Below are 23,546 nucleotides of genomic sequence, written 5' to 3' on the forward strand. Positions count from 1 at the left end.
GAGCAGCAGCGCGTCGAAGTCGAACTTGCCAGCCACCGGGAGGAGCATGCCCGGTGCCAGGAAGCGATGTCCGCCGAGCGAACGCGGCTCGACCTGGCCGAAGCCGCGGTCCGCCACGGCGAGGAAGGCGTTAGGACAGCGGAGTCGGCACTCCACGCCTACGACGCGGGCAAACCCGGCCTGATCAGAAGGCTGGTCACCCGCGAGCCCATGCGGCGCTGGGAGGCCGGACGCCTCCCCCTCCAGGCGGATGTGGACGCCGCGGACGTCCGTCTCTCCGAGTTGCAATCCGTACGTGCCGCACGGCACGCCGCTTTGCGCACCGCCCAGGGAGATCTGGACCAGGCACTGGCCGCCATTGTGCGCGCCCAGGCCCGGCTGACCGCGTGCGAGCAGGCTCGCGCGCGGCAGGTCACGACAACCGCCGAGGCTGGACAGCAGGTAGTCCGACGGCGCCGCGAGCGGGAAGCCGAGCAACGCCGGCTGGCCATGGCTAAGGAGCGGTGGGGCGACCGGGTGCCGGGAGCCGAATGGCAGGCGGCCCTCGATGACCGTCAGGCGATGGAGGCGCGCGAGCAGTCAGCGCCCTGGATGGACGCCGCATTCGCCGAGGCACGCTCGGAACTCTTCCTCGCGGCCCTGGATCTGCACCGCGCGCTGCTGGCTACCGCGCCCGAGCGCATGCGCAGAAATCTGCAGGCCGTGATGGAGGTGGTCAAAGGCCAGGCGCCGGCGGACCTGGACGCTGAAACAGTGCTGGCCGCCTGGCAGTTGCTGTTCCTGGTTGTCCCTGTGGTCTCGACGACCTTCGCGTCGATGGGCCGTATGTTCGCTCAGCTGGGCAGCGAGGCCTTGGGCTGGCTGTTCGTCGACGAGGCTGGCCAAGCCGCCCCGCAGGAGGTGGTCGGCGCCCTGTGGCGAGCCCGCCGCGCCGTCGTCGTCGGTGATCCGCTGCAGCTCGAACCTGTGGTCACCCTCCCGTGGACCGGCCAGCAGCGCCTGGCCGGACACTTCGCGGTGGACCGGCAGTGGGCCCCGGCCGCCGCTTCCGTCCAGGCACTCGCCGACCGCCTCAACCCGTACGGCACCTGGCTGAAGGACCAGGACGGCGAGGACATCTGGCTCGGCTCGCCCCTGCGGGTACACCGCCGCTGCGATCGCCTGATGTTCGACATCAGCAACAAGATCGCCTACGACGGGATGATGGTCTACGGGGTGCATCGGGACCAGGACGACTTCCCGCTGGCGCAGCGCAGTGTGTGGTGGGACGTCCGCGCCCTGCCGGGCGAGGAGAAGTGGAACCCCGAGGAAGGAAGGGCCCTGGAAGCCACCCTTGACCGGATCCGCACCCGCATTGACGAGGCGATCCGGCAGGAGAGCCTGCACACCGGCGAGGCGTTGCACGGTGCCGCGCAGGGAGGCGACCATGCCGCAGCGCGAAAGCGCCGTCTGAACGATTCCGTCTTTGTCATCAGCCCGTTCCGCGATGTCGTCCACGACCTCGGCAAGGTTGTGGGCAGGACTCTCACCTCCAAGCGCTACGGCACGGTGCACACCACGCAAGGCAAGGAAGCGGACATCGTGATCCTGGTCCTGGGCACCGGCGCCGCCCAGGTGGGGTCTCGGAACTGGGCCGCTCAAAAGCCCAACCTCCTCAACGTCGCGGTCACCCGCGCCCGTCGGCGCCTCATCGTCATCGGCGACTTCGACGCCTGGTCGCGACACCGCTACTTCAAGGACCTGGCGCAGCACGAGCTGATCCACAGATGGACCCCGGAGCGCTGAGCTGACGCCTTCTTCTCCCCGCAGCGCGGCCAGCATGGTCCCCAAGTCGGTGGACCCATCCCGCTTGAGGCCGGCTGCCAGGGGCCGCGGCCACTAACTCGCACTGCAGGCACCATCTTTGGGTACTGATTCCCGAACGCCTGGCGCACGCGCTGATCGCCGGAACGCGGGAAGGTGTTCTCTTCACCGACGACGTGCGCTGCCCCGTGCACGTCGAGGACCTGGCCGCCGCCTTGTGGGAACTCACGCGATCGGACGGGGGCCAGCCTCTTCCACCTTGCCGGCCCCGACGCTCTCAGCCGCTACGACCTCGGTACGCGCATCGCCCGGCGCGACGGCCTGGACGCATCCCGTCTGCCGTCCGGGCGCCGAGCGGACACGCGCCTGCCCGGGCCACTCGACGTGCGGCTCGACAGCCGCGCTACTGAGCTTCGCCTACTACCAGGCTCCGTGGTGCCCGGGAGTTCCTCGGCGAGGCGTAGGAGAAGTGCGGGCTCCCCCTTGGCGGGCACCGTGATGCTGGCCTTGGCCCCTGCGTGGCACGACCGGCCCGGTGTCGCACGGCCGGAGGGACGTCGGATCCACGACTCTTGACCGTGAGCGATACCTGGTAAAGGCACCGCACTAACGTCAATGTTGCTAACGTTGACGTTAGTATCACGAGTGGAGGTCGGTAGGCATGGTGGACTTCGTAGGCCGTCGGCAGGAGCTGGCGACGCTGGAGCGAGAGCTGCAGAAGGTGGCGGCAGAGGTTGGCGGGGAGCGGCCCGGTCGGTGCGTGATGTTGCGCGGGCGGCGCCGAGTGGGCAAGTCGCGACTGGTCGAGCGGTTTGCGGAGCGCTCCGGAGCCCCGTTCCTGTTCTATGCGGCGACCGGTGCGTCCCCCAGGGATGATCTGGCACGGCTGGCCCGGGATGCCCAAGCGTCGACGTTGCCGTTGGCTGGGCTGGTGGCCGCCGCGCGGCCGGAGAACTGGGATGCCGCGTTCGATGTGCTGGCCGCGGCGCTGCCCGCCGACCGGGCGAGCGTGCTGGTCATCGATGAAGTGCCGTACCTGATGGATACCGCTGGCGCCTTTGAGGGGGTGCTGCAGGGGGCCTGGGATCGGGTTCTGGAAACCAAGCCAGTGCTGCTGGTCCTCATCGGCTCCGATCTGTCGATGATGGAGGCTCTGAACAGCTACGGACGACCCTTCCATCAGCGCGGCCGGGAGATGGTGCTGGGACCGCTGAACCCCGCCGAGGTGGGGAGGATGCTCGGGCTGGATCCGGCGGAAGCCTTCGACGCCGCGCTGGTCACCGGCGGGCTGCCGCTGATCTGCGCGGAGTGGCCGCGGGGCGCAGGGCTGTGGGATTTCCTCGGTGAGGCGCTGAGTGACCCGGTCTCGGCCCTGCTGGTGTCGGCAGAACGCTCGCTGGCTGCCGAATTTCCCCCGCAGGCTCAGGCACGTACGGTGCTGGCAGCTATCGGCAGCGGCGAGCGGACCTTCACTAACATCGCTCGTGCAGCTGGCGGAATCGGGGCCACGCCGTTGCAGCGAGCGCTGGGGCTGCTCACGGATAAGCGGATCGTCGCTGCGGAGCTGCCCGTATCGCTGCGTCCGTCGAAGGATCGCCGCTACCGGGTGACAGATCCCTACCTGCGGTTTTGGCTGCACCTGCTCGGCCCCTCCATGGAGGAGATCGAGCGGGGGCGGGGCGATCTGACCTTGGCCCGGATCCGGGAGAGCTGGACCAGCTGGCGCGGCCGGGCGGTCGAGCCGCTCATCCGCGAGGCGCTCGCCCGGATACTGCCCGACGACCAGCTCCCTGCAGCCCCGGCAGTGGGCGGCTACTGGACCCGCACCAACGACGTCGAGATCGACATCGTTGGTGCGGACCGCGCCCCCATTGCCAAGGAGCTGCTCTTCCTCGGCTCCATCAAGTGGCTGGAGCAGTCACCCTTCGACCGGCACGACCTGGCAGCTCTCCATCGACACCGAGCCGCCCTCACCGACGAACCCGTTCCAGTTGTGGCGGTCTCGCGGAGCGGCGTCGACTCTCCGGGCCTCGATGCCACCTACGGCCCCGGCGATTTGCTCACCGCTTGGCCGCTGTGAGTGGCGGATTGCAGGCGAGGTATGGGAGTTGGTGAGCGCGATCAGGCCGCAGATGTTGCGGAGAGTTCCTCGGACCTCGGCCCCTTGCCGGCGCTGTTGTGTAGCGTTGGCGATCCTGAGCCCCCTCGTACTTTGTCGTGAATCCCGTGCTGGGATGGTGCTGGGATGACTTCGCGTTTCCGCAGGTCAAACGGGTTGTGATGGAGTTCCGGTTCAACGTTTAGTTTCGCGTCGAACTCGCCCCCTGACTTGCGTTTGTGCAGGTCAGGGCATTTTCGCCAGGACGGGCCGGGTTGGCGGCAGCTTGGAGCCCCGCCGTTGCAGGCCGCATCACGCACCGGCCGCCCGTGAAAGGCCCGCGTCCGACCAGAACGCAGCCCTGCGCCCGCACCGCCTGACACAAGACCTGACAGCCGGGGTGACGCCGGCCGTCAGCGGGTGAGCAGCAACGCGTCGCCCACCGTCCGTTCGGTGCCGTCCGACGGCGAGTTGATCACCTTGCCGTTCACCACCGTGGTGACCGAACCACCGCCGTCAAGAGCCATGGCGCGCACCGCACCCAGCGACTTCATCAGCTCCGCCCCTTCGCCCAGCCCGAATCCGTCGCTGTAGCCGGGCTGGCGGCCGTCCGCGGTGACCAGGAGCACACGGCCCCGCCGGTCGACGCCCAGGAGCATGCGCGGGTTGCGCTTGATGCCCCAGGTGTACGCGAAGGACGGGTCGCCGATCCGCTCGATGCCGTCGGCTGCGTAGTTCACCGCGACCTTTCCGTCGCGTACCAGCTCGGGGCCGCCGTTGACGATGTCGTCCTGCGGGCCGAGTTCGAGCTCGCGGCCGCGCTCGTCCAGGATCCGCTGCCGCACCTTCAGTTCGCTGCCCGGCTTCGCGTGCGTACGCAGCCAGGAGGCTCCTTCGCCGATGCCGGCCAGGACGCTGCCGCCATCCGGCACGGCACCGCCGCGCTGACGCACCTCCCGCACCCGGCCGCTCGCGTCGAGCACCGCCTCGATGCCGTCACCGGCCGGGGTGCTCGCGCCCAACTCGTCGGTGAATTCGACGATCTCGTCGGGATCGGTGCAGGTCACATCGTGCTGCGGCCGTTCGGTCGGGGAGTCGCCGCCGACGCCACCGCAGTTGCGGACCAGGCCGGGCACGCGGTTGACGCCATCCACGATCGCGGACGCCCCGCCCGCTCGGACGCTGAGTTCCGTGCGGAGCTTCTTGAACTCCGGGCGCAGACCATCGCCGCGCAGCACCGCCGCGATCCGGCCGTTGGTCGCCGCGCTCTGCAACTCCCCGTCGTACGCGGCAATACCGGCCGAGGCGCCCGGCACGCCGTCCTTGCCCTCCATGACGAAGAAGCCCGCGTTGACGCCGAGCAGGGCGTCGTCGCCGACGGCCATGTCGCTCACCTTCTCCCGGCCGGCGACACCCATGCCGTACGTGGCCTTCAGCGCACCGCCATAGCGCTTCGGGTCGATGATCGCCACCTTGACCTGGGCAAGACCGGTGCCGGGCACACCGTCCGCGCCGGTCCACTCGCTGACCGCGTCGAACCCCGCGGCCGCGAGGGCCTGACGCTGCGCGTCGGCCTCGGTCCGGTCGGCGTACTCTCCCACCCGGACTCGCACGCCGACCAGCCCGCTGCGGTCCGAACCCCGCGGCCATTCGACCCGCTCACTACGAGCGCTGAATCCGGCGCCACGCAGCCGCTCCGCCAGCGCCTCCGCGCCCTGCTCGGTGGCGAGGTGAGCGCCGTCGGCGCGCACTGTGACCGTCCAGTGGTCCGCACCGGGACGGCCCGAGATCCTCCCCTGGTACAGATCGACTCCGGAGGCGAGACGATCATGCTGCCAGCCGGCGATCGGCCGAGGGACGGCGGCGGTCGTCGAAGCGGCGGCCGCGGTGTTGTCGTACTGGTCGACGACAACACCGGGAGCGACAAGTCCCGCCGTAGCGACGGCAACCGCCGACGCCTTCACGGCAACTCTGAACGGACGGCGTGCGAGGGCCACAGGCACTCCTAGGTCGCGGACGAGCATCGCGTGCACAGCTGACTTGCACACATGACATGGTTTCGGAACGCGCGTTCATGCGTGGCAAGCGCAACTCCTTGCGCAGGGAACGCGAGTTCCCGAGCGACGATTGAACCCACGAGTGAATACCGGAAGTCCGGCCAGTGAACTTGCCTCGGGTCAACCATGGGTGAGTTCGCGTTCACGGACGAAATGGCCCTGCCCAAGCACCCTGGCGCCCCGTCATTCGGCGGCGGACCGCGCCGGAGCCCGGATGGCCTTGACTGAACGGCAGGGGCAGAAGCCTGGCCGGTCTCCGGCAGCTTGAGTGGACCCGCGCCCGTTCCTGCGGATCTCTGCATCCGACGGCTGGCCGTCCACGGGGTGCCACGGTGCACGAGGGACGTGGTCACCGACCGGTCCCTGGTCACGTATCGGCTGAGCCTGCGCTGACAGGACACGCCGCCGCGCGCCAACCATTTGTCATGTCCTTTACTGAACGGCAGGGTGGGTGCCCCCGCGGCGGTCAGGGCATCGCCGGGGGCACCGGACCGTCACGGAGGCGGCCTGGTCACGAGGAGGGGATCTGTGCAGGTCCTTCATGGCCATCCGCGCACGCCTACGCGCACCCGGGCCGACAGCCGGGTACGCAGACGTCTGTCAACCGCCGTACTCGCCCTGCTCCTGGGTCTGTTGGGGGCACTCGTGGCACCCGCCACCGCATCCGCCGACCCCGGCGACCCGAATCCGCACATGATCGACTGGACCGTCGTCGACACCTTCCAGGGTGTGGCGGGCAACGACATCCCGTTGCGAGAGGGGCAGATCGACTGCACCGCAAGCACCGAACCTCCGTGCGACCCTCCGGTGGACGGCTTCGGCAGGCGCCACATCCAGGAACACGGTGTGGTGCCCGACCACGAGGACATCCAGGAGACCGTAGGCACGGGAGGCTACTGCGTCCCCGCCCCGGACGACCGGGTGATCTGTACCAACACGGAGGCCAGCCTCGTCGTGGTGTACGCCACCCACAACGATCCACGCTCGGGCGACGGCAGGCCGTTCGGGATCATCACCGCCTACTTCTTCCTCCCATGCTTCCAGGCCGCCGACTGTCCCGGTCCCGAGCAGCCCCACAAGGTGGATACCACCCTCGCCTACACCGGTGCCGGCACTGCGGTGAACGGATCCCCGGCCAGCCTCTCGGCCAAGCTGACCAACAATTTCGGGACGCCGGTCAACGGCCGTTCCGTACGGTTCGCCCTGGGAACGGGGGCCACGCAGCAGACGTGCACCGGCACCACCACGGCATCGGGCACGGCGACCTGCACCGTCGCCTCGGTCGACCAGCCGCAGGGGTCGAACACGGTGCCCGTGGCCGTCACCTTCGCCGGTGACGACGACTACAACCCGTCCAGCACATCCGCCGAACTGGGCCTGACCTCACCGACGAAGCTCGACTACACCGGCGTACGGAATCTCGCCAACGGCACTGCGGCCCAACTGTCGGCCAAGCTCACCGACTTCCACGGTGATGCGGTGCCGGGGCGCAGTGTGCGGTTCGCCCTCGGCACGGGTGACGACGAGCAGACGTGCACCGGCACGACGAGCGACACGGGGGCCGCGACCTGCACCGTCGCCTCGGTCGACCAGCCGCTCAACGACTCCGCCACCGTCCCGCTGCGCGCCTCCTTCGCCGGTGACGCCGGCTACCTGGCCTCCGACACCTCCGCGCAGCTGAAGCTCCAGTACGCGACGGGCCGTGCCTACGGCGTCTCGGCGCACGCCGACCTCCTCGGCGTACCGCTCCTGGACGTCGAGCCGCAGCCCGACACCAGAACCGTTCGCACGGCTGACGCGACCACGACCGACACCCCGTGCTCGGCCGAGTACAGCTCACCCCTGCTGTCGGTGCAGAAGCTCTGCCCCGAGGTCACCACGACACTCGCCCCCGGCAAGGTCACGGCGTCGTCGACCGTGGCGCAGGCACGCATCGGGCTGACCGGTGTGCCGCTCATCGAGGTGTCCGGACTCACCGCCACCTCCACCAGTGAGTGCGGCACGACCACGGGCAGCACCACGCTCACCCTGAAGATCGCGGGAGTTCCGGTTACCGTGCCGGGTGATCCGAATACGGAGATCCCGCTCGTCGGAGGTGGCCGGCTCATCGTGAATGAACAACTGCCCTCGACCGGCGCCGATGCCGGCCTCAAGGTCAACGGAGTCCACCTCGTCCTTCCCGCCGACGGCGGCGAGGTCGTCCTGGCCTCGACAGACACCGCGATGCACAACTGCGGTGACTGACGGCCACGCCACATGGGGCGGACCGCAGGAATACACGGACGTATTCCTGCGGTCCGCCCTCCCGGCCGTCCAGGATCTGTGCGAACGCCGGGGCGGCAAACTCGAGTCGCTCACGCACGAAGCCGTACCCGGTGCCACGGGCGACGTGGTCGTCGCCGCCACGGCAGTGGTGCTCTTCCGCGGCCGCCGCTGCGTTTTCCGGCGCGGGATCTGGCCCCCGAGTCACCCCCCGGCCACCCGCGCCGCCATCTACGCAACCGTCCTGGAAGAACGACTGCTGACAGGGGTACACCCCTCGACCGGCGACGACACGTCGCCGGTCGACCTCTGAAGGCGCCGCTGAGGGGGGTGGCCACGTCACGCCGGTTCTGGACCATGAGGACGGTGGAGGGGCCACGGTCGGTGATCCGTACCGCGGGCTCCTTCGGCGTGTACGGCCAGGCGGCGCACATCGCCGCGTTCCTCGGCATCCCCGCGGTCGGCGGGAACTTGGCGCGGCTCTCGGCGACCCCCTTCTCGTACCGGCCGAGGACCTGGGCCAAGCGACGTCGTTGCAGAGGGCGGCGGCACTGACCGCGGTGACGTTCTGCAGAACCGGCTCGGGCGGCGCCTGGGGCGAGGGCGGCACGGTGCCCTTCTGGGCGGCCAGGATCAGCTTGGCCAGGGCGGGACAGTCGTCGGGGTCGTAGAGGCTGTCCAGCATCATCTGGCGGAACACGTTGCCGTTGACTCTTCCGGGTTGGCGCCGGGCCACGTGAGGGGCTCATGGTCGAGGCGTGCGGCGAGGCGGAGGACGAGCCCGAGCGTTCGGTGCAGCCACTTTCAGGGATGGATCAGTGGGTTCGGGGACATGCTGGGTCGGCTTCGAGAAGCTGGCGCGCGGAGTCCCGTAGCAGATGACGGCGGTGGAGAAATCCGGTCGACAGACGAGTGCGCGACCACTGTGATGGCCCCGACTGCCCGCCGCACGGAGTGGGCCGACTCCAGGAGCTGCTCTTGGCAACCGAGAGGACTCCGGACGCCCGCCCCGCGATCGATGCCACGTTGGTCAGGCGCCTGGTCGATACGCAGTTCCCGCAGTGAGCCGGGCTCCCTCTGCTGGAGCCCGCTGGCGCGGGCTGCTCGCCGGTTCCCGCGAACGCGGCGGCAAGCAGCTCACGGTCCGCGCGGGCAGCGACCAGTACGCCGAGGAACTGTACGGGGACGCCGACTTCGACGTGGTCGACGCGGTACGCGAGGTCGCCGCTGAGCGGGGGCTGCCGCCTGCGCAGATCGCCCTGGCGTGGCTGCTCGGCAAGCCTGCGATCAGCGCACCGGTCGTGGGCGCGACCAAGCTGAACCATCTGGACGACGCGGTCGCGGCGGTGGAGGTGTCTCTGAGCGAGGAGGAGATCGCCCGCCTGGAGGCCCCGTACCAGCCCCACCGAGTCCTCGGCCACTCCTGACGTGACCGCCCGTCGGCATCGGTGACGGCTCCCCGGGACCGTCGGCGGCGTACAGCCGTATCGGTGCCCGCGGCGTCCAGTCGGTGCACACGCCGTCGGCCAGCCGCAAGGCGTCGGCCAGCCGCCCGGTCGGGTGCGCCAGCGCCGCGAGGGCACGCGGCGTCAGCAGTGCGTCGAGGGTGCCGGGGGTGCCTGCCATGACCTTCTGACTGGTGTGCATACCGTCCAGCAGCCGCTCGATACGGCGGTCATAGGGCGGCCGGAACATCTCACTCGGCGAGTCGTAGAGGTGGTGCAGCCGGTTGAACGCGACCAGAGTGAGCGCGGCGTGGATCACGTCGGCCTTCGGGTCTGTCGCGCCGTTCGTTTACCCGCGTAGTCGGGGTACTCGGTGCTCAACTGCGTGGAGTGGGGGAGGGGTTGGTGGTGAGAGCAGACGACCTTGTGCCGCTGGGCCGCACGGGACTGCGAGTCAGCCGCCTCGGGCTGGGACTTGCTTCTCTCGGCGGATTGTTCGAGTCGGTGTCGGACGAGCGGGCGGCCGCCACGCTCGATATCGCCTGGGATCTGGGCATACGGCTCTACGACACGGCCCCCGTGTACGGCTACGGGCGCTCGGAGACCCGTACGGGCGCTGCCCTCGCGTCGCGGCCTCGCGACGCGTACGTGCTGTGCACCAAGGTGGGCCGACTCATCGAACCGGGAGGCCGCGACACCCAGCCGATCTGGGCGGACCCTCCGGCGGGCGTCGGGCCTCGGCTCGACTATTCGTATGCCGGGGTGCTGCGCTCGGTCGAGGACAGCCTGGAGCGGCTGGGTCTCGATCGCGTCGACGTGCTCCATGTGCACGACCCCGACGAGGACTTCGGTGCCGCGGTGGGCGAGGCCTATCGGGCACTGGCCGACCTGCGCTCCGAGGGCGTCATCAGTGCCGTCTCGCTCGGCGTCAACCACGCGCCCGTGGCGGTCCGCTTCCTGAAAGAAGCCGCTTCGCCCGGCCCCGACTGTGTCCTGCTGGCCGGGCGCTACAACCTCCTCGACCAGTCCGGGCTCGACGAGCTGCTGCCGCTGTGCGCCGAGCGCGGGATCGCGGTGATGGCCGCGGGTGTCTACCAGTCCGGGCTGCTGGCCGATCCGCGTCCCGGAGCGCCGCACGGATACACCGCGATACCCGACGAACTGGCCGCGCGCATCGGGGCGTTGAGGAAGGTGTGCGAGGACTTCGACGTACCGCCTCTCGCGGCGGCCGTGCAGTTTCCTCTCGGGCACCCCGCTGTCACGAGTGTGGTGGTCGGCGCTCGCTCCGCCGACGAGGTGGCCGGGAGCGTGGATCTCCTCAACCATCCCGTGCCGGCGGACTTCTGGACCGCCGTGAAGGCGGCGGCACTGCTACCCGAACACGCGCCCACGCCCACGTGTGACGTGGAAATGAACCACGAGAGGTGAACGGCACCGCCGCCCTCGACCCGAGCCGTAGCGCAGGCCGTTCAGCCCGCGCGCGTGGGCACTTAGAGCTCCGAACAGAATGGGCGCCCGGCTCGCGACGCCTGGCACGCACGCTCGCCGCGTTGCCAAAAGGCCCTAGTAGCTCCTCCCCCACTCTCGGCTTCGCTCGAGCGGGGGGACCCCCATCGAGGACCTTCCGGCGCCTTGCGATCGCACGCACCAGACGCCGCGAGCTGATCGGACTCCCATTCTGTTCGGAGCTCTTAGCCGGATCCGAGAGCCTGCTGTTTCTCCGCGACGGCGGCACCCGGCTGCCGCATTCTGTGAGTTCTGTGTGAGTCTTCGGCGGGGTGGACGCCGTGGCGTGGTGTTTTCCGGCGGGCGTGGCCCTCGATTCCCATGGAGCGTTCACGCTCGTGCAGGTCGGGCCCAGACAGGTGGATGAGTGTGGGTGGTGCGCGCGGTGATCGCGCGTATGGCGCACACCATCGGTTCTGGAGTCCTGATGATCAAAGTGGATGGGCTGACCAAGCGGTATGGCGAGGTCCTCGCCGTGGATGGGCTGACCTTCGCTGTTCGCCCAGGGGAGGTGACTGGATTTCTGGGGCCCAATGGCGCGGGGAAGTCGACAACGCTGCGCATGATCCTGGGCCTGGACGCCGCCAGTTCGGGCACTGCCACCGTGAACGGGCGGCCGTACGTTGCGCAGCCCGCGCCGCTGAGAGCGGTCGGGGCTTTGCTGGACCCGGGGGCGGTGCTGCCGAGTCGTACCGCCTACCACCATCTGCTGGCGCTCGCGGCAGGGAACGGCATCCCGCGCGGCCGGGTGGAGGAGGTACTGGCGGAAGTCGGTCTGGAGAACGTGGGCCGGCGCAGAACCGGGACGTTCTCGCTCGGGATGCGGCAGCGGCTCGGGATCGCCGCGGCGTTGCTGGGTGATTCGCCGGTGCTGGTCTTCGACGAGCCTCTCAATGGTCTCGATCCGGAAGGCATTGTGTGGATCCGTTCGCTGATGCGGCGGATGGCCGCCGAGGGGCGCGCCGTGCTGATGTCGAGCCACCTGATGAGCGAAATGGAGCTGACCGCCGACCATCTCATCGTCATCGGGCGCGGTCGGCTGATCGCGGACATGACGATGAAGGCGTTCATCGAAGCGCACTCCGACCGTGAGGTCCTGGTACGCAGTCCAGAGGCTGCCGTGCTGCACCGGATGCTGGCCTCGGCCGTGGACGTGCGCACGGATGGTGCGGACGGACTGGTGGTGACCGGTCTGGAGGCGGCTGAGATCGGGTCGCTGGCCGCGGCCGGCGATGTGGAGCTGCACGAGCTGACACCACGTCAAGCGTCTTTGGAGCAGGCGTTCATGGACCTGACGCGTGATGCGCTGGAATTCCGGGCGGAGAAGGCGGAGAAGGCGGAGAAGGAGGCGAGCCGATGAGCCGGATGGCCACGCAGATCCGGCTGGGGATGCTGAGGTCAGGGGACGCGCCGGCGCGAGTGCGGCCGCACAGTTCGCCCGCCGCCCCGAAGCCGGCGGGCCGGGCGTCGTTCTGGCACTGTCTGCACGCCGAGTGGATCAAGATTCGTACGATGCGATCGACCCTGTACGTGGTCCTGGGCACCCTGGCGTTCTGTGTGGGGCTCGCCGCTTTGAACGGCACGTCCGCCGGAACCGAGTACGCGGACATGACGGACGTGGACCAGGCCGCTTTCGATCCCTTGGCCGTCAGTCTGCGCGGCTATCTGCTGGCGCAGATCGCGCTCGGTCTGCTGGGCGGTCTGGTGATCACCGCCGAGTACGGTGCCCGCACGATCGTCGGCACGCTGACGTCCGTGCCGCATCGGGGCCGGGTGCTGGCGGCCAAAGCCGTGGTGCTCGTGGGTGTGGCGTTGCCGGTCGGGCTGCTGGTGTCGCTCGCCGGGTTTCTTGTCGGGCAGGCGTCGCTGGCCGGGGCGAACGCTCCGCACCTGGGACTGTCCGACGGCCTGGCGCTGCGCGGCATCTGGGGCGGCGGCCTGTACCTGGCCCTAGCCGCTCTGTTCGGGCTGGCGCTCGGCACCGTGATCCGCAGTACGACGGCGACGGTGACGACGCTGTTCGGCGTGATGCTGATCGTGCAGGCGTTCGCACCGGCATTGCCCGGAGCGGTCGGCGACTGGGTGTCGAAGTACTGGCCGCCCATTGCCGGCGGACAGATCATCACCGGCTACCGTGATCCGGCGCTGCTGGCTCCCTGGACCGGGCTCACGGTCATGGCGGGGTGTGTCGCAGTCCTGCTGACGGCGGCGTTCGTCGTCTTCCGCAGGCGCGACGCCTAGCAGGCCAGGAGCCGGAGACTGGGACTGGGACTGGGACTGGGACTGGGACTGGGACTGGACGATCGGTCGGGGGCGGGACGTATGACGGCATCACAACGGCTGCTGCTGGTGGAGGACGAGCCGACGCTGCGTGAGCTGCTGTCGGCGAGCCTGCGGCTTGCCGGGTTCGACGTCGTTTCGGCCGCGACCGGCGCGCAGGCGCTGGCCGCGGTGCGTGACCAGCGCCCCGACCTGATCGTCCTGGACGTGATGCTGCCCGATGTCGCCGGTTTCGAGGTCGTACGCCGCCTGCGTGAGCGGCATCCCGCTCCGGGAGCGGGCCACCCGCCGGTGCTGTTCCTCACCGCTCGCGACGCGGCCGAGGACCGGATCAGCGGGCTCAGGGCCGGCGGAGACGACTACGTCACCAAGCCGTTCAACCTCGAGGAGCTCATCCTGCGCATCCAGGCCGTGCTGCGCCGCACCAGCGGTCGCCACCCGGACGGCCGGCTGGTCGTGGGCGACCTGGAACTGGACCCCGACAGCCACCAGGTGACGCAGGGCGGGCAGCCCGTGCAGCTGTCCCCGACCGAGTTCAGCCTGCTGCGTGTGCTGATGGAGAACGCCGGACGGGTGCTGTCGAAGGCGCAGCTCCTCGAACTGGTCTGGCACTACGACTTCGGAGGCGACGACAGCATCGTCGCCTCCTACGTCAGCTACCTGCGCCGCAAGATCGACGCAGGCGAACCGAAGCTGATCCACACGGTGCGCGGCACCGGCTACGTACTGCGCAGGCCCCGGCCGTGAGCGCGTCGCCGGTGGGCGGCCCCGGCTGGTGGCTCTCGCTGCGCGGCCCGGGCGGACGGCTCTCGCTGCGCGGCCGACTGGTGATCATCTCCCTGCTGCTGCTCGTAGTGGCCCTGCTCGGCAGCAATGCCCTGCTCGTCGCCTTGCTCCAGCGCAACCTGGTGCACCAGTTGGACGGCCGGCTGCATACCGCTGCCAGGGTGGCGGCGCGTCTGCCGGACCTGTCTGGCACACCGGGCGATACGGCGCCACAGGTGCGGGACACCGTGGAACGGGAGCTGACGGGAGACGTCTATCTGGCCTACCTCGACCCGGACGGGCGCGTGCGGCGAGTCCTTCGGCCGGCTACCGCCAGTGCACCTGAGCTGCCGAAGCTCGACGCGGCGGCGGTCGACGTACGCAGCGGACATCCCTTCGAGGCCCCGGCCGAGAGCGACGGCGATGCCTGGCGAGTGATCGTTGTATCCGTGGCCGCGCCGGACGGCGAGCGGCAGGGGCAACAGGCAGGGGCCGCCCAGGGCGGGAGTGTTGTCGTCGCCGGTTCACTCGCCCAGGTGGACGCGACGATCCGCCAGCTCGGCGTCCGGGTGCTCGTGATCGACTCCCTGGTGCTCGCGCTGCTCGGCGGGGTCGGGTGGTTCGCCGTACGCGCCGGGCTGCGTCCGCTGCGCCGGATCGAGACGACAGCCGCGGCCATCGCGGCCGGCGACCTCTCCCGTCGCGTCCCGAAGCCGGCCTCGACACGAACCGAGCTGGGCCGCCTGTCCGCCGCACTCAACGGCATGCTGGACCGGATCGAAGCAGGTGACGCCGCGCGGGCCGCCACCGCCGAACGTATGCGCCGCTTCACCGCGGACGCCAGCCATGAACTGCGTACCCCTCTCTTCGGCATCAAAGGCTTCACCGAGCTGTACCGGATGGGCGGCATGCCCGAACGCACCGACGTCGACGCCGCGATGAGCCGCATCGAGCGGGAGGCAGTCCGGCTCGTCCGGCTGGTCGAGGACCTGCTGCTGCTCGCTCGCCTCGACGAGGACGCCGCCGGTGCGGACCTGCCCCTCCGGCTCACCCCCATGGACCTGCGTACCCTGGCCGCCGACGCCCTGCACGACCTGCGCGCGCTCGACCCCGGCCGGCCGGTCTCCCTCACCGGCCCTGGCGGAGGCCCGCCCGGCGGCGCACCGGTCCTCGGCGACGAAGCGCGACTGCGACAGGTGACCTCCAACCTCGTCGGCAACGCCATCGCCCACACCCCGCCCGGCACGCCGGTACGGATCGGCGTCGGCGCCCAAGACGGCCTGGCGGTCCTGGAGTTGTCCGACGAAGGCCCAGGCATGTCACCCGAACAGGCCGCCCGCGCATTCGACCGCTTCTACCGCGCGGACAACGCCCGAGGCCGAGCAGAGGGAGGCGGAGCGGGCCTCGGCCTCGCGATCGTCGATTCCCTGGTGACAGCTCACCACGGCCGGGTGGAGATCAGCACGGCCCCTGGCACGGGCGCCACCTTTCGCATGCTGCTGCCGCTGCACCCTTAGCGCATGTGCGGCGGGTGGCGGCGTGGGATGGCGACCTCGTGGCGCTCTTTACGGCCGGGAGCCGTCCGTGAGCATCAGCGTGGGCTGACCGGTGTGCCGGGCGATCGCCTCGAAGTCGCGGTCGCAGTGCAGCAGGGTGAGGCCGGACAGTTCGGCCACCGCCGCGACAAGAAGGTCGACCGGTCCGGCGCTGCGGTGCTCGCCGTGATCCACAAGAATCTGCTGGACCTGCCGGGCCCGCCGGAAGGTGTCGTCCGGGACTGGCACCCAGGTGTAGAACCCGCCCAGGTACTGTTCCATCTGCTTGTGGTGCGCAGCTGACCGTGCGGAGCGGAGGACCTCCAGCTCCGTGACCTCGCACATGCCGACCAGTCCGGAGTCCAGCGCTTCTCCCCACCCCCATGTGTCCGCGCCGTGCTGCAGGAAGCGCGCCACCGCTGAGGTATCGGCCAGGTACTTCACACAGCCCGTTCCTGGTCGTCGCCGACAGTGAGGCCGGGGCGGTAGACGGACTTGTCCGTCAGGGCGTCGAGGTCCAGGGCTTCGGCGGCGATGCGTTCTGCCGCCATGCGGGCCTCGTGGCGCTTGACCCGGTCGCTGACCTCCCGCAGGGCACGGTTGACAGTGTCCTTCTTCGTCTTGGTGCCGAACGCGTCCTGCGCCACGGCCAGTGCCTCTTCGTCGATCTCGATCAGTGTCTTGCCCATGTGACACCCCTCATTTGTATATCCAAAATCTAGCATGGATACATAGGGGGCGAGGGTCGCCCAGCGGCAACCCCCGGCTTCGGCACGTGGCCCTCACGGGCTCGCCCGACCTGCTGAACGCGGGGCGCCGCAGGCTCAGTTGCCGTTCAGACCCGCCCACGGTCCACCGGCTCGGCTTGCTCCGGCTCGGCTTGCTCTGCCTCGAGCAAGCCGAGCCGACTACTCACCGACCGGGCACGACAGGCGTCAGCGCGAAATGCGATGGACACGACGATCGCAGCGGCCGTACCGTCGACCGGTCTCGGCCTTCCCGCGTCCGAAGAGGTGCATTTGATGACGGTCCAGGTAATCGCGGCCAGTTTCCGCCGGCCGCCTTCCCCAGCCGTTCTGACCTCCTCGGACCGAAGGAATCCCAGTAGTGGATCTGCCACGTAGCTTCACCATCCGCGAGAGCGGACATCGCATCTCCAACCCGTTCACCAGCGAAAAACTGGCCATCCTGGGTCAGGCCATCAGCCCGTCGCCGGGCACGCGCATGCTCGACCTCGCCTGTGGCAAGGGCGAGATGCTGTGCACCTGGGCACGCGACCACGGTGTGACCGGCACCGGGGTGGACATCAGCACCGTCTTCATCGACGCCGCCCGCGCGCGGGCCGTGGAACTGGGCGTGGCCGACCGGGTCGGCTTCGTGCACGCGGACGCGTCGGGCCATGTCGCCGACGATCCGGTCGGCATCGCCGCCTGCGTCGGCGCCACCTGGATCGGCCCCGGCGTGCCGGGCACCGTCGAACTCCTGCGGCGCAGCCTCGTCCCCGGCGGCATGATGCTGATCGGCGAACCGTACTGGCGCCGCGAGCCTCAGGATCAGGCCACCGTCGAGGGCTGCCACATGGCCCGCAAGGACGACCTGCTCCCGCTGCCGGAACTGCTCGAACAGTTCGGCGCCCTGGGCTGTGATGTCGTCGAAATGGTCCTTGCCGACCAGGACAGCTGGGACCGGTACGTCGCGGCGCAGTGGCTCAACATCCGCCGCTGGCTGGATGCCGACCCCGACGACGAGCTCGCCGACGAGATGCGCGCGGAACTCACTGCGTCACCCGTCCAGCACGCCAGGTACCAGCGCGAATACCTCGGGTGGGGCGTCTTCGTACTGATGGACCGCTGACACACCACCCACCGCTGACACACCACTCCGAGTGAGCCCCGGCGCAACCTGCCGGGGCTCACTCGCGCGGCACCGCACCGACCAGCTGTGTCTGTACTTCGCCAACGTGCCGCCGGAATCACGGGCACGGCACGTACCGCCCCCCAACGACCAACCCGCCGCTGTCAGTCCCCCATGGAAAGATGTGTCTCCATCGCGGCAGACAGCACACAAGCGGTACAGAAGCGGCACAAGTACGGGGCAAGAGGGGCGGCATGGCAGTCGGTGAGGGGGTGAGTGGCGGGACCGTGTTCGCGCCGGTGGGGCGGAAGGCGCGGCAGGTGCTGGCGCGGGGGGAGCGGCTGCATCGGGACGCTCGGACCGTGCTCGACGATCACAGGCGGGCGGTCGACGAGGTCCGCGGCGCACTCGCGCCGATCCAGGCCGGGCTCGTCGTCGAGGAGTTGGCGGGGATTCCCGTTTCGCGGCTGAAGGACGCCACCGAGGGGCGGTTGCGGATCGCGGCTCTGGAAGCGGCCGGGGTCGGGTCCGTGCGGGAGGTGTACGAGGCGAGCCGGTTCGAGCTGCGGCAGATCCCGGGGGTCGGGGCGCAGACCGCCGATCAGGCGCTCGCTGCGGCCCGGCAGATCGCCCGGGCGGTCGAGGAGACCGTGTCCGTACGGATCGACGTCGATCACCCGGAGCCCCGGACCACCGCTCTCGTGATCGCGCTGCGGCGGCTTGTCGAGGCGGGGCCCGAGCTGCGCCGAGCCGTGGACGCCGCCGAACGCCTGGACCGGAAGCTGAAGGTGCTGCTTCCGGCGGCCCGGCCAGCCGGTGGGCGGCTGCGGATGGCGCTGTCCACGAGAGCCCGGCGGGAGAGCGCGCTCGTAGCGGTCGCGGAGCTGCACGAACTCACCGCCGACACCGAGGACATACGACTGCTGCTGGCGCAGGCCTCCACCGATCTGCTGCGCGAGTCCGCCTCCGAGGCCGAGGCGTGGGTCGACTTCGAGCTGCGCTCCACGGAGTACTACAGCCAGATCGCCGAAGTCGCCGGCAGCGCCCCCGACGTCGCGGCCGCCGAGGGCTTCCTGCCGGCGGAGATCGCCGAGCGGGTGCATGCGCAGGGGCTGGACGACACCCACCGCCGGGTCTCGCTGCGCGGCTACCAGTCCTTCGGCGCGCGCTTCGCGCTCGCACAGCGGCGGGTGGTGCTCGGCGACGAGATGGGGCTCGGCAAGACGGTCCAGGCCATCGCCGTGCTCGCGCACCTGGCGGCGCACGGGCACAGTCACTTCCTGGTGGTCTGCCCGGCGAGCGTGCTGATCAACTGGACCCGCGAGATCCGCTCGCGCAGCACCCTGCGAGCGGTGCCCGTGCACGGCCCCGAGCGGCAGCAGGCGTACGCGGAGTGGCGTGAGCGTGGCGGCGTCGCGGTCACCACCTTCGACGTGCTCCACAGCCTGCCCGCGCCGGACAGAGCGACAGCACCCCCGGCCGCACTGGTCGTCGACGAGGCCCATTACGTGAAGAATCCCGACGCCCGCCGTTCCCGCGCCGTCGCCGCCTGGACCGACCGGTGCGAGCGCGTCCTGTTCCTCACGGGTACGCCGATGGAGAACCGCGTCCAGGAGTTCCGTACGCTCGTCCGCTACCTCCAGCCCGAGCTGGTGCCCAGAATCCAGGGCGGCGACGTGGTCGCGGGCCCGAACACCTTCCGCAAGTCCGTCGCCCCCGCCTATCTGCGCCGCAACCAGCAGGACGTACTCACCGAACTGCCCGCGCTGCTCCAGGTCGACGAGTGGGAGGAGTTCAGCGCCGCCGACCAGGACGCCTACCGCGAGGCGGTCGCCGCCGGGAACTTCATGGCGATGCGCAGAGCCGCGTATGCGGACGCGGAGAAGTCCGCGAAGCTGCAACGCCTGCGTGAGCTGGTGGCCGAGGCGGCCGAGAACGGGCTCAAGGTGGTCGTGTTCTCGTACTTCCGGGACGTACTCGCCGTGGTCCAACATGCCCTGGGGGAGGGCGCGTTGGGACCGCTGGCCGGTGGCGTACCGGCCGCTCGCCGGCAGCAGCTGGTCGATGAGTTCACGGCGGCCGACGGCCACGCAGTCCTGCTCTGCCAGATAGAGGCGGGCGGCGTCGGCCTCAACCTCCAGGCGGCGTCCGTGGTGATCCTGTGCGAACCGCAGGTCAAGCCCACCCTGGAGCACCAGGCCGTGGCCCGCGCCCACCGTATGGGCCAGGTCCGCCCGGTCCAGGTGCACCGCCTGCTGGCCACGGACAGCGTGGACGACCGGCTGCTGCGCATCCTGGAGAACAAGGCGCGCCTCTTCGACGCGTACGCCCGCCGCAGCGATGTCGCCGAGGCGACCCCGGACGCCGTCGACGTCTCGGACGGCACCCTCGCCCGCCGCATAGTGGAGGAGGAACAGCAACGGCTGGCTACCGTCACATGAGACCCGACTCCCCGCACGGCCCAGCCCCCGCGCTTTGTGACGTTGTGTCATGACTGGCATATGGCGCCTGTGTTACGTCCGTGCAGGGCTCTTGTGCAATTCCTGTGGAAGCCTCAATCTTTCGGCTGACGCACAGGGTTGTCACCGAACTTGGCATGACCCTGTCTTCTTTTGCGTGCCCGCACCACCCGCGTGTGCTCCACCGGCACAACCACGTGCAGCTCCACCGGCACCACCCCCCACCAGCGCGCCACCGATTGAGGAGGATCCCTCAGATGGCAGTGATGCGTCATGCCCGGCGAAGACTTGCCGGAATCGGCACCGGAATCAGTGCGACGGCCCTTGTCGCAGGCCTCGTCACCGCAATCCCCGCCCAGGCCGCCGCGGCCCCCGTGGGCCCCGTCCAGTACGCGGGCGCACCCGGGACGATCGCGAACAGCTACATCGTGACCCTCGACGCGGACGCCGCGAAGGCCGGTTCCGCCGAGGGCAGGGCACTGGCCAAGGAGTACGGCGCCACCATCGAGCGTACGTACAAGAAGGCGCTGAACGGCTACGCCGTCGAGGCGACCGAGGCCGAGGCGAAGAAGTTCGCCGCCGACCCGGCCGTGGCCTCCGTCGTCCAGAACCGCGTCTTCTCGATCGAGGCGACCCAGCCCAACCCGCCCTCCTGGGGCCTGGACCGCATCGACCAGGCGGCCCTCCCGCTCAACCAGAGCTACACCTACGACGACACCGCAGGCGAGGGCGTCACCGCCTACATCATCGACACCGGTGTCCGCATCACCCACACCGACTTCGGCGGCCGGGCCGCCAACGGCTATGACGCCGTCGACAACGACAACACCGCCCAGGACGGCCACGGCCACGGCACGCACGTCGCCGGTACGGTCGCCGGTACGGCGTACGGCGTCGCCAAGAAGGCGAAGATCGTCGGCGTCCGCGTACTCAACAACTCGGGCTCCGGCACGACCGCCCAGGTCGTCGCGGGCATCGACTGGGTGACGAGCAACGCCGTCAAGCCGGCCGTCGCCAACATGAGCCTCGGCGGCACCGTCGACACCGCGATCGACACCGCCGTACGCAACTCCATAGCCTCCGGCGTCACCTACGCCGTCGCGGCCGGCAACGAGACGGTCAACGCCAACACCCGCTCGCCCGCCCGCGTCACCGAGGCCATTACCGTCGGCGCCACCACCAGCACCGACGCCAAGGCCAGTTACTCCAACTTCGGCACCGTCCTGGACCTCTTCGCCCCGGGCTCCTCCATCACCTCCACCTGGGCCACGAGCGACAGCGCGACGAACACCATCTCCGGTACGTCCATGGCGACCCCGCACGTAGCCGGAGCCGCCGCCCTCTACCTGGCGGACAACCCCACCGCCACCCCGGCCGCCGTCCAGACCGCACTGGTCAACTCCGCCACCACCGGAGTCGTCACCAGCCCTGGCACCGGCTCGCCCAACCGCCTCCTGCGCGTCGGCAGCGGCGGCACCACCCCGCCGCCCACCGGCTCACGCTTCGAGAACGGCGGCGACTACGCGATCGCCGACAACGCCACGGTCGAGTCACCGCTCGCGGTCACCGGCGTCACGGGCAACGCACCCTCGGCCCTGAGCGTGCCGGTCAGCATCGTCCACACGTACATCGGCGACCTCCAGGTCCAGCTGATCGCCCCAGACGGGACCGCCTACACGCTGAAGGCGTACGGCACGGGTGGCTCCACCGACAACATCAACACCACGTACACCGTGAACGCCTCGTCGGAGGTGGCGAACGGCACGTGGAAACTCCGAGTGAGTGACAACGCGGCGCAGGACACCGGGCGGATCGACTCATGGGCGCTGCAGTTCTGAGCCTTCGTCAGTAACCCCGTCCTCAACCCTCGTCCTCGCGGTACGGCTTCGGGTCCGTGACCCGGCCCGCCGCGAGGACGAGGCGCGAGCGGCGCCGTCCGCCAGAAAGGCGAGCAGCGGCCAGACCCCGGCGGCCGAGAAGACCGTGTCGCCTCTTGCCGCCTCGGCCCATCGCGCCATCAGCCCGTTGACCGCGCCGACCGCCGTCCCGGCCGGCCGAATCGACGCGTTCGTCATCCGCGTTCCGCCCCCATCCGCCCCCCGCATACCATGCGCCTGTCGTACGTCAGTTCTCGCACCGCTCGGACGAGGAGCACGGTAGTAGTGGACATACCTCCGCCCCCTGGGCCTCAGCAGCCCCAAGGCGGCCAGTACCCGCCTCCCGGCCCGTACGGCGCTCCACCCGGCCAGGGCCAGGGACCGGTCCCGTACGGCTATCAGCCCTGGGGCCAGGGCTACCCTCCGCACTCCCCATACGCCCCTCCCCCTCCCGCTCCTCCCGTCAACGGCTTCGCCATCGCCGCGCTGGTGCTCGGCATCCTCTGCTTCCTGCCGCTGATCGGGCTGATCCTCGGCCTCATCGCGCTGGCGCAGATCAAGAGGAAGGGCGAGCGCGGCAAGGGCATGGCGATCGCCGGGATGATCCTTTCCGGGATCGGCGCCGCGTTCCTCGTGTTCGCGTTCGCGAGCGGCGGCGCGTCCGAGTTCTGGGAGGGCTTCAAGGAGGGCGCGCGGGAGGGCGCGACCTTCTCCGTCGACAAGGGCGAGTGCTTCGATGCGCCGGGCGGCTCGCTGGAGGGCGTGGCGTACGACGTCGACAAGGTGCCGTGCGCGGGCGAGCACGACGGCGAGGTCTTCGCGAACTTCCAGCTGGACAACGGCGGTTACCCGGGTGACGCCGCCATCACCGAAGCCGCCGACGACAAGTGCTACACGCTTCAGTACGCGTACGCCATGGACTCCTGGGCCCTGCCGGACGACGTCGACATCTACTACTTCACCCCGACCCGGCAGAGCTGGGGCCTGGGTGACCGTGAGATCAGCTGCCTGTTCGGCAACGTGGACGCCTCGGCCGGCCTGACCGGCTCGCTGCGCAGCGACGAGACCACGCTCGACGCCGACCAGATCGCCTACCTGAAGGCGGATCAGGTCCACAACGAGGCGATGGAGTCGGCACCCACGGAGGAGTACGTCGAGGACGACCTGCCCGGCCACAAGCAGTGGGCGACACGGGTCTCCGGCGCCCTCACCGAGCAGGTCGGCATGCTCCGCGGCCACGACTGGGGCGCCGAAGCGCAAGGCCCGGTCACCGCGCTGGTCAAGGACCTCGACGCGGCCCAGAAGGAGTGGCAGAAGGCTGCCACGGCAGCCGACCCGGACGCCTACTACGAGCACTACGAGAAGGCCGCGAACCTCACCGACCCCAAGGGGACGATCACCGCACGCAAGGCTTTGGGTCTCACCACGACCCCGCCGACTTACAACGAGGAGCCCGGCGAAGGCGGCGGCAGCACCGGGGGCGGCGGCGCCGAGGTGTGACGGTCGGCCATACGCAGATCTCGGCGTCCATAGCGGAGAGAAAGCGCCTGGTAAAGACCTGCCCCACCCCCTGTCATCACATCGAGTGATTCTCTGGCCTTTACT

The 23,546-nt window shown here is 69.8% G+C and carries 17 protein-coding genes and 2 pseudogenes; 15 read left to right on the forward strand and 4 right to left on the reverse strand.

Annotation, left to right across the window (positions count from 1 at the left end):
- The 3 genes and pseudogenes from ACYVO6_RS30165 to ACYVO6_RS30175 all read left to right on the forward strand — a co-directional run.
- The coding region (locus ACYVO6_RS30165; RefSeq protein ID WP_461066663.1) for a DEAD/DEAH box helicase at positions 1–1,785 on the forward strand (1,785 nt) is incomplete at its 5' end.
- A 134-nt stretch (positions 1,786–1,919) separates the two neighbouring features.
- Positions 1,920–2,267 (forward strand): annotated as a pseudogene (locus ACYVO6_RS30170) (dTDP-4-dehydrorhamnose reductase); the annotation flags it as partial.
- A 197-nt stretch (positions 2,268–2,464) separates the two neighbouring features.
- On the forward strand, positions 2,465–3,883 hold the full coding sequence (locus ACYVO6_RS30175) for an ATP-binding protein (protein ID WP_461066665.1): 1,419 nt from the start codon (positions 2,465–2,467) through the stop codon (positions 3,881–3,883).
- Positions 3,884–4,314: 431 nt separating this feature from the next.
- Here the strand turns inward: ACYVO6_RS30175 and ACYVO6_RS30180 are convergent, their stop codons facing one another.
- A complete protein-coding gene (locus ACYVO6_RS30180) occupies positions 4,315–5,898 on the reverse strand; it encodes a phosphodiester glycosidase family protein (protein WP_461066667.1) in 1,584 nt (527 codons plus the stop codon).
- A gap of 588 nt (positions 5,899–6,486) precedes the next feature.
- On the opposite strand from ACYVO6_RS30180, the gene ACYVO6_RS30185 reads away from it, so the two are divergent.
- Together ACYVO6_RS30185 and ACYVO6_RS30190 are read left to right on the forward strand one after the other, a co-directional pair.
- Positions 6,487–8,202 (forward strand): choice-of-anchor P family protein, encoded by a 1,716-nt coding sequence (locus ACYVO6_RS30185; protein WP_461066669.1) that lies wholly within the window; start codon positions 6,487–6,489, stop codon positions 8,200–8,202.
- On the forward strand, positions 8,195–8,533 hold the full coding sequence (locus ACYVO6_RS30190; protein ID WP_461066671.1) for a hypothetical protein: 339 nt from the start codon (positions 8,195–8,197) through the stop codon (positions 8,531–8,533). Before ACYVO6_RS30185 ends, ACYVO6_RS30190 begins: the two co-directional genes overlap by 8 nt.
- On the opposite strand, the pseudogene ACYVO6_RS30195 reads toward ACYVO6_RS30190, so the two are convergent.
- Positions 8,505–9,000: pseudogene (locus ACYVO6_RS30195) on the reverse strand (alpha/beta hydrolase); the annotation flags it as partial. The gene ACYVO6_RS30190 and the pseudogene ACYVO6_RS30195 overlap by 29 nt on opposite strands.
- A gap of 281 nt (positions 9,001–9,281) precedes the next feature.
- Here ACYVO6_RS30195 and ACYVO6_RS30200 point away from each other — a divergent pair.
- The 6 genes from ACYVO6_RS30200 to ACYVO6_RS30225 all read left to right on the forward strand — a co-directional run bounded on the left by ACYVO6_RS30200 (position 9,282) and on the right by ACYVO6_RS30225 (position 15,733).
- Positions 9,282–9,647, forward strand: coding sequence for an aldo/keto reductase (locus ACYVO6_RS30200; RefSeq protein WP_461066673.1), 366 nt, complete (start codon positions 9,282–9,284; stop codon positions 9,645–9,647).
- Between the two features lie 423 nt (positions 9,648–10,070).
- Entirely contained in the window at positions 10,071–11,093 is a 1,023-nt protein-coding gene (locus tag ACYVO6_RS30205; protein ID WP_461066675.1) for an aldo/keto reductase, read from the forward strand.
- Positions 11,094–11,598: 505 nt separating this feature from the next.
- Positions 11,599–12,531: an ABC transporter ATP-binding protein gene (locus ACYVO6_RS30210; RefSeq protein WP_461066857.1), complete on the forward strand. Its 933-nt coding sequence runs from the start codon at positions 11,599–11,601 to the stop codon at positions 12,529–12,531.
- Complete coding sequence (locus ACYVO6_RS30215) at positions 12,528–13,412, forward strand: ABC transporter permease (protein WP_461066677.1); 885 nt, start codon at positions 12,528–12,530, stop codon at positions 13,410–13,412. The genes ACYVO6_RS30210 and ACYVO6_RS30215 overlap by 4 nt, the downstream gene beginning before the upstream one ends.
- A gap of 81 nt (positions 13,413–13,493) precedes the next feature.
- Positions 13,494–14,198: a response regulator transcription factor gene (locus ACYVO6_RS30220; protein WP_461066679.1), complete on the forward strand. Its 705-nt coding sequence runs from the start codon at positions 13,494–13,496 to the stop codon at positions 14,196–14,198.
- Positions 14,195–15,733 (forward strand): sensor histidine kinase, encoded by a 1,539-nt coding sequence (locus ACYVO6_RS30225; protein WP_461066681.1) that lies wholly within the window; start codon positions 14,195–14,197, stop codon positions 15,731–15,733. The genes ACYVO6_RS30220 and ACYVO6_RS30225 overlap by 4 nt, the downstream gene beginning before the upstream one ends.
- A 48-nt stretch (positions 15,734–15,781) precedes the next feature.
- Here ACYVO6_RS30225 and ACYVO6_RS30230 read toward each other — a convergent pair whose 3' ends face one another.
- Entirely contained in the window at positions 15,782–16,195 is a 414-nt protein-coding gene (locus tag ACYVO6_RS30230) for a PIN domain-containing protein (RefSeq protein ID WP_461066683.1), read from the reverse strand.
- On the reverse strand, positions 16,192–16,440 hold the full coding sequence (locus ACYVO6_RS30235) for a type II toxin-antitoxin system VapB family antitoxin (protein WP_461066685.1): 249 nt from the start codon (positions 16,438–16,440) through the stop codon (positions 16,192–16,194). Before ACYVO6_RS30235 ends, ACYVO6_RS30230 begins: the two co-directional genes overlap by 4 nt.
- 418 nt (positions 16,441–16,858) lie before the next feature.
- Between ACYVO6_RS30235 and ACYVO6_RS30240 the strand changes: the two genes are divergently transcribed.
- The 4 genes from ACYVO6_RS30240 (at position 16,859) to ACYVO6_RS30255 (ending at position 23,441) form a co-directional block, all read left to right on the forward strand.
- Positions 16,859–17,605, forward strand: a complete 747-nt coding sequence (locus ACYVO6_RS30240; protein WP_461066687.1) for an SAM-dependent methyltransferase — start codon at positions 16,859–16,861, stop codon at positions 17,603–17,605.
- Positions 17,606–17,859: 254 nt separating this feature from the next.
- Positions 17,860–20,046: a DEAD/DEAH box helicase gene (locus tag ACYVO6_RS30245; protein WP_461066689.1), complete on the forward strand. Its 2,187-nt coding sequence runs from the start codon at positions 17,860–17,862 to the stop codon at positions 20,044–20,046.
- 275 nt (positions 20,047–20,321) lie between these two features.
- The gene (locus ACYVO6_RS30250; RefSeq protein WP_461066691.1) at positions 20,322–21,902 is read left to right on the forward strand and encodes a S8 family peptidase; all 1,581 of its coding nucleotides are present in this window, start codon (positions 20,322–20,324) and stop codon (positions 21,900–21,902) included.
- Between the two features lie 324 nt (positions 21,903–22,226).
- On the forward strand, positions 22,227–23,441 hold the full coding sequence (locus ACYVO6_RS30255; RefSeq protein WP_461066693.1) for a DUF4190 domain-containing protein: 1,215 nt from the start codon (positions 22,227–22,229) through the stop codon (positions 23,439–23,441).
- Positions 23,442–23,546: the final 105 nt, after the last annotated feature.

The organism is Streptomyces pseudoechinosporeus, from assembly GCF_054783935.1.